Genomic DNA, 12,761 nt, shown 5'->3' with positions numbered 1-12,761 from the left:
GTGGGAGCTGCTTCAGCAGCGATGGGTGCTCGCGGCAAGCCTACCCGCTCGCGGGATCGCCGGCGTAGCCGGCTCCCACAAGCCGGCTCCCACAAGCCCGCTTCTATAGCCCGGCTACACGCAGCTTACGGTACGCCTCGAGTGCCGCCTCTCGCGACGTCTTGAGGTCCACTACGGGCGGCGGGTAACCGGAGCCTTGAAGGAACGACGAGTCCTCCCACGGCGCATGTACCAGCCGCCCCGGGGCATGCGCCAGTTCGGGCACCCAGCGGCGGATGTACGCGCCGTCGGGATCGAACTTCTCCGACTGTGTCACCGGGTTGAATATCCGGAAATACGGCGCCGCATCCGCGCCACTTCCGGCCACCCACTGCCAGCCCATCACGTTGTTGGCGAGATCGGCGTCCACCAGCGTGTCGCGGAACCAGCGCTCGCCGAGCGCCCAATGCTGACGCAAGTTCTTCGTGAGAAGGCTGGCCACCAGCATGCGTACACGGTTGTGCATCCAGCCCGTGGCCCACAGCTCGCGCATGCCGGCATCGACGATCGGGATACCGGTGCGCCCCTCGCGCCAACGCCGCAACGCGTGGGCATCGCGTTCCGCCCAGCGAAACGCGTCGAAGGTGCGATTGAAGTTTTCCTTCGTGGTTTTCGGGAAGTGGTAAAGCAGGTATTGCGAGAATTCCCGCCAGCCCAGTTGGCGCAGGAACGGCTCCGGATCCGCTCCGTTCCGTTGCCTGGCCGCACGGTCGCGCAGGAACGCGACGATCTGGACAGGGGATACCTCACCCCAGTGCAGGTGCGGCGAAAGACGCGAGGTGCCATGGCGCGCCGGCAGGTCGCGGCTCTCCGCGTAGTGCGCCAGGGCATCGTCGGTGAATAGCTCAAGCATCTCGTGCGCGCCGCGCTCGCCCGGCGTCCACCCGGCGAATCCTGCGGCCCAATCGCGCGTGGGTAGCAGGCCCAGCGCAGCGATTGAGGTCAGGCCCGGAAGGCCGTCGTTCACCGGGTGCGACGCGATACGTGGCGGCATCGGCCAGGGTTCCCTGCCTTCGACATGGGTGCGCACGATGCGCCAGAAGGGCGTGAACACCTTGTACGGCTCGCCCTGCTTCGTGGCGATGTCGCCCGGTTCGCACCACAGCGACGCATTGTACGAGCGGACAGCAATGCCATCGGCTTCCAGCGCCTTTCGGATGTTCGCATCGCGCCGGAGGATTTTCGGTTCGTAGATCCGGTTGAAGTACACCGCTTCGGCGCCCGCGCCGGCTACCGCATGGCGCAGGGCGTCGAGGCTGGCACCGGCCATCACCACCAGTTGCCCGTGACGGGCGCGAAGGGAAGCATCCAACGCTTCCAGCGAGTGGTGCAGCCACCAGCGGCCGGCGGCACCGGGAGCCCCTTCGCCCTCTTCCTCGGGCGCGTGTACATAAAGGGCCACGATGCGATCGTGGGCGGCTGCCGCGGCATGGAGCGCGGGATTGTCGGCAAGGCGAAGGTCGCGGCGGAACCAGACGATGGCGGTGGTCATCCCTACAGTATCCCTGCAACGCGTGAAGTGAGAATCGTGCTCCATCTCCGTTCAGTGAACAGGCTTAGACTGTGGCGGCAGATGACCACCTCCAAGGTCGTCCCCAAGGAGCTCCCATGAATATCAAGACCGTCCTCGGCCTCCCCCTGGCCGCCCTGCTCGCCACGGCGATCGCCGCCCCCGCGTCGGCGGCCGTCCTGACCCGCAGCGACGGCATCTACGTGCGCTGCGACCAGTGCGGCGTGGTGCAGAGCATCGAACACAACGTTACCGCCGGGCGCGAGCATGGCACCGCCGGCGCCGTGATCGGCGCCATTGCCGGCGGCGTCCTCGGCAACCAGGTCGGCAAGGGCAAGGGCCGCACCCTCGCCACGGTCGGCGGCGCGGTGGGTGGCGGCTTCGCCGGCAACGCCATCGGCAAGGGCGGCGGCAGCGAGAGCTACACCCTGCGCCTGAAGATGGGCACCGGCGGTTACACCAATGTCCAGGTCAAGGACGCTTCGGCGGTTCGCGAAGGCGACATCGTGGTGGTCGACGACCAGGGCAACGTGACGCGCGTGCAGTAATCGACTGGAACAAATGTGGAAGCCGCTTCAGCGGCGATCCCGCGACAGCGGGCACGTACTTATCGCCGCTGAAGCGGCTCCCACACGTGCACGACTACACCGTCGGCAGGTCGAACACCCGGCGCAGGTACGCGATGTAGTCGGGGTCTTCCACACCCATGCTCTTCCCCGGCGAATCCGAGAGCTTCGCCACCGGCTGGCCATTGCAGCGGGTCATCTTGATGACGATGTTGATCGGCTCCGGCCCCACGTCGTTGGTGAGGTTGGTGCCCACGCCGAACGAGAGCAGGCAGCGCCCGGCGAAGTGCCGGTACAGCTCCATCACCCGCGGGATGTCCAGGCTGTCGCTGAAGACGAGCGTCTTCGTGCGAGGGTCGACCCGGTTCTTTTCGTAATGCGCGAGCACGCGGTCGCCCCATACGATGGGGTCGCCCGAATCGTGCCGCGCGCCGTCGAAGAGCTTGCAGAAGTACATGTCGAAGTCGCGCAGGAACGCTTCCAGGCCATAGACGTCGGACAACGCTATGCCGAGGTCGCCCCGGTACTCGCGCGCCCAGGCTTCCAGCGCGGCGGTCTGCGAATCGCGCAGGCGCGGGCCCAGCGACTGGAACGCCTGCAGGTACTCGTGCGCCATGCTGCCGATGGGCACCAGCCCCTGGTGCATGGCCAGCCAGACGTTGCTGGTACCCGCCAATTGCGGCCCCAGTTCCTGTCGCAGGATGCCCAGCATCTCCCCGTGCCAGTCGCGCGAGAAGCGTCGCCGCGTGCCGTAGTCGGCAATGCGCACGCTCTCGTATCCAGGCGTATCGCGAAGCATGGCGATTTTCGCGCGCAGGCGCGCCCTGCCCTCGTCGAGTTCGACGCCGGGACAGGTCGCCTGGAAATACAGCTCGTTCACGATGGCGAGCAGCGGCACCTCGAACATGATGGTGTGCAGCCAGGGGCCGGCAATCACGATCTCGATCTCGCCGTTCGCCTTCGCCGACGGTTCGATGGTCACGTACTTCGCGTTGAGCTGGAACAGCCCGAGGAAGTCGACGAAGTCGCTGTCGATGAAGCGCAGGCTGCCCAGGTAGGCCAGTTCGTCGTCGGTGAAACGCAGCGTGCACAGCGCGGCCAGCTCCTCGCGGATGCGGCCGATCAACGGCACCAGGTTCACGCCAGGGGTGCGGCAGCGGAACCGGTACTCGACCTGCGCGGCCGGATACTGGTGCAGCACCACCTGCATCATCGTGAACTTGTAGAGGTCGGTGTCGAGCAGGGATTGGACGATCATGCGCTGGCGCCGGTGGCGGCGATCTGCCGGTTCACCGCGTCCACGAACGGCTGCGTGCCGGGCCACGAGGTGATGCGTCCGAGCTTCTTTCCACGGTGGAAGAGGAAGAACGCCGGAATGCCATGCAGCCCGAAGCGGGTGGCCATGGTGGGATCGTCGTAGACGTTGTCGTGCAGCCAACGCACTTCGGGCCACGCGAATCGCTCGGGTGTCAGCAGGATCTGGCGCTTCGCGATATCGCAGTTGGGGCAGTCACGCCCCCACAGGAAGAGGATGGCGATGCGGTTGTCGTCGGCGGCCAGGTTGGCGTCGAGTTCGCGGTCGACGATGCGTTGCATCGGAAAACGCTGGAAGAACTCGGGGACGCTGGTATCGGACATGGGAAAATCCGTGATCGGGTCGAACAGCCGACATGGGGTCGATGCGGCGATAATCCGAGGGTACCTCCACCAGGGATCCCTTGTGCGCCTCTTCCTCGGTTGTCTGCTCCTGCTCTGCGCCGGCCTGGCCCCGGCCGCCACCCTGGTCGTCGACACCGGCAACGGTGCGCGCACCTTCACGACGGAACAGCTGCTCGCCCGGCCCGATGCCAAGGAGATCGAGGTGCCGGGGGACGTGTCTTACCATCGCACCACCCGCTACCGCGCCATTCCGCTGCGCGCCCTGCTGACCGGCGTGCCGGCGGACGCGCACCTGCAGTTCGTCGCCCTCGACGGTTTCGCGGCCGAGGTGCCGGCGTCGCTGGTCCTGGCGTCCAAGGGCGCGGAAGCCTGGCTCGCCATCGAGCCGCCGGGGGCGGCATGGCCGGCCCTGGGCGACGGCAAGCCGAGTGCCGGCCCTTTCTACCTCGTGTGGCTGCATCCGGAGGCGGGACACGTGGGCCCGGAGCAGTGGCCTTACCAGGTGGCGTCCATCCGTGTCCTTGCCGCTCCGGCGGCACGCTTCCCGGCCATGCAACCGGCGGCGTCGCTGCCAGCCGACGCACCCGCCCGGCGCGGCTTCGCCGTGTTCCAGCGCAACTGCCTCAGCTGCCACACCCTCAACGGCCTGGGCGACGCGAAGCTCGGACCCGACCTCAACATCCCGCACAGCCCCACGGAATACCTGCGCGACGACATGTTCCGCACGCTCGTGCGCAACCCGCAGGACCTCCGGCGCTGGCCGCAGGCGAAGATGCCTGGTTTCGACAGGAAGGTGCTTTCGGATGCGGACCTGGACGACCTGGTGGCTTACCTGAAGCACATGGCGGGCAGGAGACCCAACGCGCCCCATTGACACACGCCCCGCCCTGTAGGAGCCGCTATAGCGGCGAGAAGCCCACGAAGTGACGATGCGGTGGGGCAAGTTTTCCTCGCCGCTATAGCGGCTCCTACAAAGCCTTGGGTGCGCGGCGTTGCAGTTCCTGCGTACGTTCGGCGGGCGGCAGCTTCGACAGCGCCTGCACCCGTGCGAAGAAAGCCGGCCACGAGCGGCCGCTTTCCTCGAACAGCGCAGCGAACGACGGCACCCACGTGTCGTAGAGACCGAACGGCAGCAGCGAGGCGTTGTTCAACCGGCGCGACATCCAGCGGTCGTAGCGATGGTCGCCATCCGCTTCACCATCGCGCCACGCGAGGTACCGCCCGCGGAAATCCTCGAACGCCTCGCCCTTGGCCACGCGCTTCGCATCGTCCGGCCACGCCTGCGCATAGATGTCTTTCAAGCGATCGCGCAAGGCGAGGACCTGCTGCGTGAACGCGCGTTCCAGCGCATCGCCCTTCCCGTCCGGCACGGGCAGGTTCCTCGCGGAGCGCCACTCGCGCAGGCCTTCGCGCTCCACGAACGTGGCGAACGACTCGTTGAACGACGAATCGTCTTTCACGTAGATCTTCTGGTGCGCAAGCTCGTGGAAGATTGTGCCGGCCAGTTCGTCGTCGTCCCAGCGCAGCATGCTGCTGAGGACGGGGTCGGCGAACCATCCCAGCGTGGAATACGCCGGCACTTCGCCGATGGCCACGTCGTGGCCCAGCGCCTCCTCGCGCTTCGCCTCCCGCTGGGCGAGGCCCTGGTCGAAATAGCCGCGATAAGCGACACAGCCGGCGATCGGAAAACAGTGCGTCACCGGCGCCACCGAGAGCTCCGGCGTGGCGAAGACATTCCACGCCACCCAGGGACGATCGAGCTGCACGTAGTACGTGTAGCTGCGGTTGTCCGGCAGGTCCAGGTGCGTGGACGCGAAACGGCGGGCCTCGCTCGCAAGCTCGAGCCGCTTGCGGGTGGCTTGCGGAACCTTCGGGTCCGCAAGCACCTTGGCTATGGGGCGCCGCTCATGGAGCAGCGCCACCTGGCCATGCGCCACGTGGGCGTAATAGCCGACCGAACGGCAACCCGAAACGAGGAGCACGAGGATGGCGGCGACGGCGATGCGCATCGAGCCATTGTGCCGCACCTCATTCGGGCATGCGCCCCCCGGTCATCGATTGCAGCACGCCATCCCGGCGAATCAGCCCGTGCATCAATGCCGCGCCCATGTGCAGCAGGAAGGTGAGGAAGAACAGCCATGCCAGGTAGCGATGCGCTTCACGCAGCCATGCGAACAACAAGGGATCGGTCGGCAGGATGGGCGGCAACAGCAGGCCCCCGCCCAAGGTGACCGGGTAGTTGCCCGCGGACAACATCCCCCAGCCGATCAGCGGCATCGCGATCATCAAGCCGTACAGGAGCCAGTGCGAACCGTGTGCCGCCAGCTTCTGCCACAGCGGCATATCGGCGGGCAACGGGGGCGCGGGATGCGTGAGTCGAAAGCCGAGGCGTATCAGGGCCAGCACGAAAATGGTAATGCCCAGCGGCTTGTGGATCGCCAGCAGCCAGTCGTGTTTCGTCTCGACGGTACCGACCATACCGGCGCCGACGAACAGCATGGCCAGGATCGCCAGCGACATCAGCCAGTGCAGCACCCGGGCGAACGGATGGAACGTGTGGGAGCGGCTCATGGCTTGGTCTCCTGCGGGCGCTTCGTGCCCGGGACGTGGGCTTCCTCACTGGTGCGGCGCAGGTACGAATCGGCATAAGTCGCCGAGCGCGCGGCGAGCAGCGGGTCGTCCGACGTTTCGATGCCGCGCGGCAGGATCGTGGGATCGTAGTTCACGTCGCGGCAGGGGCCGTCGGCTTGCGGTTGCGACGCCGTGACTACCAATGTGCCCGCGTCCACCGTGCGCCGGTCGTCCGGCCATGCGCGCGTCGCGTCGTCGACGGCGTCGCCGGGCGCGGCGAATACCATCTGCAGGTGCCAGCGCAGCGGACCCGCGGCAAGGCGTTTACCGAGGTCCGCAGCGAGGTAGTCGGTGTCGCCGGCGGCTGGCCCACCATCCCCTTCCGAAGGCTGTTCCGGCACCATCGCCCAGCGCACGGCGTGGCGTTCGCCGGCCGCGTCGCGGAGGTAGAAGGCATTGATGCTGCGATACGTTTCGGTGGCGTAACTGGCCGAGGGTTTCGCCGTCTTCACCCAGCCGAGGAAAGCCGCCGTTTCCGGATGGCTTCCGAAGAACGCCTTGGCCTTGTCCGGATCGGGTTTGCCCGTCGCCGGGTCGGGATGCGTGGCCACTTGCAGCGCGTAGAACGCCTGCGGCGTGGACACGGGGAACAGCGGCATGGCGTTCATGCCCGTGCGCCACTGTTCGCCGTCCGCCAGGTCGAAACGCAGCGCGAAACTGCGAATCGGCACGCTGCTGTCCGCCGCGTACGGATTGCCACCGGGGATCGCCAGGCGTCCCACCACCGGTGTGGAAACGCCGGCGGCGAAAAGCGGGGCCGTGGAAAATTCCGCCAGGGCGCCGCTGGATTCGAAACGGCCGGCGACGCAAACGCCCTTGGCGTGATTGCGTCGGAAACCAGGGTGTTCACCGCCGTTCGCCTGCAGCGCATTCACCAGGCGATGCGGCGTGACGCGTTGCGGCGCCAGCCAGCCTGCCACGTAGCCGAAGGCGGCCGCGGAGCCGGCCACGGCGAGGCCGATCAGGGCCCAACGCCAGGCGACGTGGGTCGGGGGGTGCGAGCGCGCCCCGGTTTCGTTTGTCATGTCTGCATCCTGTCCAGGTGGTCGTTCCAGGGTGGGACGTACGTCAGGGACTTTTATTCCCTCTCGGGGGAATAATCCACGCCTCCGGACGTCATACGTTCGACGATCGCCAGGCGGAGGCCCGGCATGCCCGACCCGAACATCGACGACGCCCTTCGCACGATGCTGCCGCGCCTGCGGCGCTTCGCGCTGTGGCTCGCCCGGGACATCCACGCCGCGGACGACCTGGTCCAGTCCACGGTCGAACGGGCGCTGTCGCGCTGGAAGACACGGCGTGAGGAAGAAAGCCTGCGTGCCTGGCTGTTCGCCATCCTCTACCGCCAGTTCCTCGACGGAAAGCGCCGCGCGAGCCGCTATGCCCTGCTGCTCGGGTCGCTGGGAAACGAAGAACCCACGTGGCCTTCGGCGGAACGGGTAGCCATGGCGCACTCCACGCTGACCGCCTTCGCCGCATTGCCGGTGGAGCAACGCAGCCTGCTGATCTGGGTCTCCGTCGAGGGCCTGAGCTACCAGGAGGTGGCCGACATCCTGGACGTGCCGATCGGCACCGTCATGTCCCGCCTCTCCCGCGCACGCCGCGCCTTGCGCCAGCTTGGCGAAGGCGACCCCCAATCCCCTTCCCTGCGACTGCTGAAATGAACCTCACCCCCCCCAGCGAACACGACATCCACGCTTATGTGGACGGCCACCTGGACGATCCCCGCCGCGGCGAGGTCGAGCGTTACCTGTCGCGCCACGCCGAGCAGGCGGACGAAATCCAGGGCTGGCGCCACGATGCCCAGCAACTGCGGACGCTGCTGGCCGGCGACCTCGCGCCCGTGCCGGCGCTCGATCCGTCGCGCCTGCGCGAACGCACGCGGCAGCGCCGCTTCACGCGCCTGGCCACCGCCGCCGGCATCGTCCTGTGCCTGCTCGTGGGCGGCCTCGGGGGTTGGGCCGCCCGCGGCATGGGTACGGGCGCGGCGCCGATGGCCGACGCCATGCAGGCTTACCGGCTCCTCGCGCTGGACCATGGCGTCGGCATGGACATCACCACGGGCAACGAGGGCGACCTGCGCGCATGGCTTTCGGGCCGCGTGGGGCCGGACGTACGCCTGCCCGATCTCGCCGATGCCGGCTTCCGGCCCATAGGCGGCCGCCTGTTCGCCACGGACCAGGGGCCGGCGGCGATGGTGCTCTACGACGACGGCAGCGGCCACACGGTGAGCTTCTATGTCCGTCCGCCAGGACCGGCGCGGCATTTCCTGCCGCGCGGCGCCCGCGAGGACGACGGGCTACTGGCGAACTACTGGTCCGAAGGCGGCCACAACTACGCCGTGGTGGCCGTCGCCGATGCGCCAGGCCGGCAGGCAGCGGACCGGGTGACCGACAAGGCGATCTGACAGGCACTCTGCCTGGGGCAGAGAACTGTGGGAGCCGCTTCAGCGGCGATGAGCGCTAGCGAAAGCCTGCCGCTACCGCGGGATCGCCGGCATAGCCGGCTCCCACAATGTCCTTACACGCGTTCGTGCAGTTCGCCGTTGTGCAGTTCCAGCGTGCGGTCCATGCGGCCGGCCAGGCGGGAGTCGTGCGTGACCAGGACGAAGCTCGTGCCGATCTCGCGGTTGAGTTCCAGCATCAGTTCGTACACGTGCGCCGCGTTGGTTTCGTCGAGGTTGCCGGTGGGTTCGTCGCCCAGCACGCACGCGGGGCGCGTGACCAGCGCGCGTGCCACGGCGCAGCGCTGGCGCTCGCCGCCGGACATCTCCGCAGGACGGTGGCGCAGACGCGCGCCCAGGCCCACCCGCTCCAGCAGCGCCGTGGCTTCCTTCTCGGCCTGCCCGATCGACACGCCGCGAATGAGCAGCGGCATGCACACGTTCTCGAGCGCCGTAAACTCCGGCAACAAGTGGTGGAACTGGTAGATGAAGCCGAGCGAGCGGTTGCGCTCGCGGCCGCGCTCGGCGTCCGACAGGTCCGAAAGTACCCGGCCGTTCACCTCGACCTTGCCCGCGGTGAGCGTGTCGAGGCCGCCGATGATGTGCAGCAAGGTGGACTTGCCCGAGCCGGATGCGCCGACGATGGCCATGGTCTCGCCACGACGCAGCGCGAAGTTCACGTTGGAAAGCACGCCGGTGCGAAGGTCGCCTTCCTCGTAGACCTTGGCGACTCCGGTGGCGCGCAGGACGATGTCGTCGTTTGGCTTATTCATAGCGGAGCGCCTGGGCGGGCTGCGTGCGCGACGCGCGCCACGCCGGGTACAGCGTGGCCAGCAGGGAGAAGGCGAAGGTGACCAGCACCACCCAGCCCACGTCGGACCAGAGCAGCTGGCTGGGCAGTTCGCTGATGTAGTACACGTCCGGCGACAGGAAGGTCTGGCCGGTGACGTGCTCGATCCACTTCACGATGGCCGGCAGGTTCAGCGACAACAGCGCGCCGAGCAGCACGCCGAACGCGATACCCACCACGCCCACCAGCACGCCCTGCACCATGAACATGCCCATGATGCTGCGCGGGGTGGACCCGAGCGTGCGCAGGATGGCGATATCCGCCTGCTTGTCGGTCACCAGCATCATCAGCATGGAGATGAGGTTGATGACGGCGACCAGGATGATCAGCGAGAGGATGATGAACATCACCTTCTTTTCCATGTCGATGGCACGGAAGAAGTTGGCGTGCGTGTCCATCCAGGTTTCGACGCGATAGGCCTGGCCGAGCTTGTTCACCAGCTCCTGCGCCACGGGCCAGGCCTCGCGCATGTCGTCGAGTTTCAGGCGGATGCCGGTGGGGCCGTCGAAGCCGTTCAGACGCTCGGCGTCCTGCATGGAGATGAGCGCCAGGTTGGCGTCGTATTCCTGCATGCCCAGCTCGAAGATGCCGCTGACGGTGAAGCTGCGCAGCTTCGGTACGGCCCCCATCGGCGTGGCCGTGAACTGCGGCACCACCACCGTGACCTTGTCACCCACCTGCACGCCGAGCGTGAGGGCCAGTTCGCGGCCGACGACGATCTTCCAGCTGCGGTCCGTGAGGTCGCTCATCTTGCCCTCGACCATGTGCTGGTCGATGTCGGACACCTTGGGCTCCATCGACGGCACCACGCCGCGGATGAGCGCGCCGCTGGGACGCCGGGCCTGCAGGAACGCCTGGATCTCCACATAGGGCGCCGCACCGCGCACGTGCTTCGCGGACTCCGCGGTCTTCACCGCCGTCTGCCAGTTCTGCACGGTTTCGTCGATGCCGGACACGGTGACGTGCGAGACGGCGCCCAGGATGCGGTTGCGCAGTTCGCTGTCGAAGCCGTTCATGACCGACATGACCGTGATAAGCGCGGTGACGCTGATCGCGATGCATACGATCGACACGGTGGAAATGAAGGAAATGAACTGGTTGCGACGCTTCGCCCGCGTATACCGCAGTCCGATGAAGAGCTCTAGGGGTCTGAACATACCTGTCGACAACTGCCTGGGATGAGGGGGTGCCAAAGTAAGACACGCACCGCGCCGCAGAGTGCCCGATGCGGCCTGCGGGGGCAAGCCGAGCGCCGTTGGGACCTCAGGCGCGGGACAGGCTTGCAGGCCCCGCCGAAGCAGACGCCTGCGCTGTAGGAGCCGCTATAGCGGCGAGGAAAGCTGCCTCACGGCTTCACCGCTTCGTTGGCTCCTCGCCGCTATAGCGGCTCCTACAACCGCGTGATGGAAGCGCTATGGGCCTCGAAGGGGCCGGCCCGATGCGGCGGTCGACCGGACGTGGCCGCGAAGGATGCGGAGGTCATCGGCGGGAGTGTTGTCCGGCAGAAGGACCATCCGCCCGGCACCGCCCCGCCAGCGAAGTTCCAGGAACACGGCGCTGCCGAAGACCCGCGCGTAGACCAGCTCCGCCGGAACATCACGCCGGTGTCGCAGGGTGACCAGCCAGAGGCCGGTGGCCGACAGCCTGAAAGCGGTGACGGGTGAGCGGAGGAAGGCGCGCAGTCGTCGCATGCCCTCGCCGCCCACGAGTACTGCCAGGGGCACGCGGAGAAACCAGGGCAACGAGGTGAGGAAAGGCGCGAGCGTTGCAAGACAAAGGATCGTGACGGCAAGGAGCGTCATCATGATCGACGGCCGATGCGCGAAGTCGATGCCTCGTGCCGCCCTTACCGGATTCGACGACGGTCGTTGCTCAGAGCCGGTGCCTCGTGCGGATGTCATCGATGATGGCCTGCCAGTCGTCGCGTGGGGCGCGGGCATGGCCCATCACCCAATCCCAGAGATCGGGATCCTGGACGTCGAGCAGTTCGTCGAATGCCAGCCGCGTGGCCTCGTCGGCGTCGGCGAAGCACTCGTCGAGCCAGCCGCCGAAAAGGCGGTCCAGCTCGCGCGTACCGCGGCGGGTACGCCAGCGCAGGCGCTTGAGGCGGGCTTCATCCATCGTATGAAAGGCTCGGACTTTCTGGCTTCTTGTGTGTGGGAGCCGCTTCAGCGGCGATCCCGCGGCAGCGGGCAAGGCACCGCGAGCACCCATCGCCGCTGAAGCGGCTCCCACAGAGAAAGTGAAAGCCGCCCAGCCCGCCCGCTATCAGGCCGAGCGGCGCTCCACGATCAGCTTCTTGATCTCCGCGATCGCCTTCGCCGGGTTGAGACCCTTCGGGCAGGTGCGCGCGCAGTTCATGATCGTGTGGCAGCGGTACAGCTTGAACGGGTCTTCGAGGTCGTCGAGGCGGTTGCCCGTGTCCTCGTCGCGGCTGTCGACGATCCAACGGTAGGCCTGGAGCAGGATGGCCGGACCGAGGTAACGGTCGCCGTTCCACCAGTAGCTCGGGCACGACGTGGAGCAGCAGGCGCAGAGGATGCACTCGTACAGGCCGTCGAGCTTCTTGCGGTCTTCCGGCGACTGCAGTCGCTCCTTGTCGGCGGGCGCCGGGCTCTGCGTGCGCATCCACGGCTTGATCGACGCGAACTGCGCGTAGAAGTGCGTGAGGTCGGGCACCAGGTCCTTCACCACCGGCATGTGCGGCAAGGGATAGATGTTGACCGTGCCGCTGCCGCAGTCTTCGATGGCCTTGGTGCACGCCAGCGTGTTCGTGCCGGCGATGTTCATGGCGCAGGAACCGCAGATGCCTTCACGGCACGAACGGCGCAGCGAGAGCGTGGAATCGATCTCGTTCTTGATCTTCAGCAGGGCGTCGAGAACCATCGGGCCGCACGTGTCGAGGTCGACCTCGTACGTGTCGGTGCGCGGGTTCTGGCCGTCGTCCGGCGTCCAGCGGTAGACCTTGAAGGTGCGCACGTTCTTCGCGCCCTTCGCCGGGAAATGCTTGCCGGCCTGGATCTTGGAATTCTTGGGTAGCGTGAACTCTGCCACGATTGCCTC

Annotated in this window: 15 protein-coding genes; 4 read left to right on the top strand and 11 right to left on the bottom strand. The window is 67.1% G+C overall.

The genetic code is table 11. The features are described from left to right. Positions 1-103: 103 nt before the first annotated feature. Positions 104-1,531: a cryptochrome/photolyase family protein gene (locus tag ACPYOD_RS03010; protein ID WP_481300250.1), complete on the bottom strand. Its 1,428-nt coding sequence runs from the start codon at positions 1,529-1,531 to the stop codon at positions 104-106. 116 nt (positions 1,532-1,647) lie between these two features. On the opposite strand from ACPYOD_RS03010, the gene ACPYOD_RS03005 reads away from it, so the two are divergent. Next, positions 1,648-2,097, top strand: a complete 450-nt coding sequence (locus ACPYOD_RS03005) for a glycine zipper 2TM domain-containing protein (RefSeq protein ID WP_481300249.1) — start codon at positions 1,648-1,650, stop codon at positions 2,095-2,097. Positions 2,098-2,191: 94 nt separating this feature from the next. On the opposite strand, the gene pncB is transcribed toward ACPYOD_RS03005, so the two are convergent. Together pncB and ACPYOD_RS02995 are read right to left on the bottom strand one after the other, a co-directional pair. Continuing rightward, positions 2,192-3,373 carry a nicotinate phosphoribosyltransferase gene (gene pncB / locus ACPYOD_RS03000; RefSeq protein ID WP_481300248.1) on the bottom strand — a complete coding sequence of 394 codons (1,182 nt, stop codon included), beginning with the start codon at positions 3,371-3,373 and terminating at the stop codon, positions 2,192-2,194. Further along, on the bottom strand, positions 3,370-3,753 hold the full coding sequence (locus ACPYOD_RS02995; RefSeq protein ID WP_481300247.1) for a thioredoxin family protein: 384 nt from the start codon (positions 3,751-3,753) through the stop codon (positions 3,370-3,372). The genes pncB and ACPYOD_RS02995 overlap by 4 nt, the downstream gene beginning before the upstream one ends. A gap of 82 nt (positions 3,754-3,835) precedes the next feature. Between ACPYOD_RS02995 and ACPYOD_RS02990 the strand changes: the two genes are divergently transcribed. Then, complete coding sequence (locus tag ACPYOD_RS02990; protein ID WP_481300246.1) at positions 3,836-4,648, top strand: c-type cytochrome; 813 nt, start codon at positions 3,836-3,838, stop codon at positions 4,646-4,648. A 94-nt stretch (positions 4,649-4,742) separates the two neighbouring features. Here ACPYOD_RS02990 and ACPYOD_RS02985 read toward each other — a convergent pair whose 3' ends face one another. The 3 genes from ACPYOD_RS02985 to ACPYOD_RS02975 are packed head-to-tail and all read right to left on the bottom strand — an operon-like array spanning position 4,743 to position 7,430. Continuing rightward, entirely contained in the window at positions 4,743-5,783 is a 1,041-nt protein-coding gene (locus ACPYOD_RS02985) for an aminopeptidase (protein ID WP_481300245.1), read from the bottom strand. Between the two features lie 19 nt (positions 5,784-5,802). After that, a complete protein-coding gene (locus ACPYOD_RS02980; protein WP_481300244.1) occupies positions 5,803-6,345 on the bottom strand; it encodes a cytochrome b in 543 nt (180 codons plus the stop codon). After that, entirely contained in the window at positions 6,342-7,430 is a 1,089-nt protein-coding gene (locus ACPYOD_RS02975) for a catalase family peroxidase (RefSeq protein WP_481300243.1), read from the bottom strand. The genes ACPYOD_RS02980 and ACPYOD_RS02975 overlap by 4 nt, the downstream gene beginning before the upstream one ends. A 126-nt stretch (positions 7,431-7,556) precedes the next feature. Between ACPYOD_RS02975 and ACPYOD_RS02970 the strand changes: the two genes are divergently transcribed. Continuing rightward, positions 7,557-8,069, top strand: coding sequence for an RNA polymerase sigma factor (locus ACPYOD_RS02970; RefSeq protein ID WP_481300242.1), 513 nt, complete (start codon positions 7,557-7,559; stop codon positions 8,067-8,069). Then, positions 8,066-8,812 (top strand): anti-sigma factor family protein, encoded by a 747-nt coding sequence (locus tag ACPYOD_RS02965; RefSeq protein WP_481300241.1) that lies wholly within the window; start codon positions 8,066-8,068, stop codon positions 8,810-8,812. The genes ACPYOD_RS02970 and ACPYOD_RS02965 overlap by 4 nt, the downstream gene beginning before the upstream one ends. Before the next feature lie 113 nt (positions 8,813-8,925). On the opposite strand, the gene lolD is transcribed toward ACPYOD_RS02965, so the two are convergent. The 5 genes from lolD to ACPYOD_RS02940 all read right to left on the bottom strand — a co-directional run bounded on the left by lolD (position 8,926) and on the right by ACPYOD_RS02940 (position 12,752). After that, positions 8,926-9,621, bottom strand: coding sequence for a lipoprotein-releasing ABC transporter ATP-binding protein LolD (gene lolD, locus ACPYOD_RS02960; protein WP_481300240.1), 696 nt, complete (start codon positions 9,619-9,621; stop codon positions 8,926-8,928). Next, positions 9,614-10,855 carry a lipoprotein-releasing ABC transporter permease subunit gene (locus tag ACPYOD_RS02955; RefSeq protein ID WP_481300239.1) on the bottom strand — a complete coding sequence of 414 codons (1,242 nt, stop codon included), beginning with the start codon at positions 10,853-10,855 and terminating at the stop codon, positions 9,614-9,616. The genes lolD and ACPYOD_RS02955 overlap by 8 nt, the downstream gene beginning before the upstream one ends. 255 nt (positions 10,856-11,110) lie before the next feature. Beyond that, positions 11,111-11,599: a hypothetical protein gene (locus ACPYOD_RS02950; protein WP_481300238.1), complete on the bottom strand. Its 489-nt coding sequence runs from the start codon at positions 11,597-11,599 to the stop codon at positions 11,111-11,113. Beyond that, positions 11,571-11,819, bottom strand: coding sequence for an FAD assembly factor SdhE (locus ACPYOD_RS02945; protein ID WP_481300237.1), 249 nt, complete (start codon positions 11,817-11,819; stop codon positions 11,571-11,573). The genes ACPYOD_RS02950 and ACPYOD_RS02945 overlap by 29 nt, the downstream gene beginning before the upstream one ends. 147 nt (positions 11,820-11,966) lie before the next feature. Beyond that, positions 11,967-12,752 carry a succinate dehydrogenase iron-sulfur subunit gene (locus ACPYOD_RS02940; protein ID WP_167023946.1) on the bottom strand — a complete coding sequence of 262 codons (786 nt, stop codon included), beginning with the start codon at positions 12,750-12,752 and terminating at the stop codon, positions 11,967-11,969. Positions 12,753-12,761 lie beyond the last annotated feature (9 nt).

The sequence above is a fragment of the Luteibacter sp. HAY1-4A genome (assembly GCF_056755355.1).
This window is presented reverse-complemented; position numbering and strand designations above follow the sequence as displayed.

Coding starts and splice junctions, on each gene's coding strand:
- ACPYOD_RS03005 (WP_481300249.1), top strand. CDS start 1,648: ATGAATATCAAGACCGTCCTCGGCCTCCCCCTGGCCGCCCTGCTCGCC.
- ACPYOD_RS02970 (WP_481300242.1), top strand. CDS start 7,557: ATGCCCGACCCGAACATCGACGACGCCCTTCGCACGATGCTGCCGCGC.
- pncB (WP_481300248.1), bottom strand. CDS start 3,373: ATGATCGTCCAATCCCTGCTCGACACCGACCTCTACAAGTTCACGATG.
- ACPYOD_RS02955 (WP_481300239.1), bottom strand. CDS start 10,855: ATGTTCAGACCCCTAGAGCTCTTCATCGGACTGCGGTATACGCGGGCG.
- ACPYOD_RS02950 (WP_481300238.1), bottom strand. CDS start 11,599: ATGACATCCGCACGAGGCACCGGCTCTGAGCAACGACCGTCGTCGAAT.
- ACPYOD_RS02985 (WP_481300245.1), bottom strand. CDS start 5,783: ATGCGCATCGCCGTCGCCGCCATCCTCGTGCTCCTCGTTTCGGGTTGC.
- ACPYOD_RS02975 (WP_481300243.1), bottom strand. CDS start 7,430: ATGACAAACGAAACCGGGGCGCGCTCGCACCCCCCGACCCACGTCGCC.
- ACPYOD_RS02965 (WP_481300241.1), top strand. CDS start 8,066: ATGAACCTCACCCCCCCCAGCGAACACGACATCCACGCTTATGTGGAC.
- ACPYOD_RS02980 (WP_481300244.1), bottom strand. CDS start 6,345: ATGAGCCGCTCCCACACGTTCCATCCGTTCGCCCGGGTGCTGCACTGG.
- lolD (WP_481300240.1), bottom strand. CDS start 9,621: ATGAATAAGCCAAACGACGACATCGTCCTGCGCGCCACCGGAGTCGCC.
- ACPYOD_RS02995 (WP_481300247.1), bottom strand. CDS start 3,753: ATGTCCGATACCAGCGTCCCCGAGTTCTTCCAGCGTTTTCCGATGCAA.
- ACPYOD_RS03010 (WP_481300250.1), bottom strand. CDS start 1,531: ATGACCACCGCCATCGTCTGGTTCCGCCGCGACCTTCGCCTTGCCGAC.
- ACPYOD_RS02945 (WP_481300237.1), bottom strand. CDS start 11,819: ATGGATGAAGCCCGCCTCAAGCGCCTGCGCTGGCGTACCCGCCGCGGT.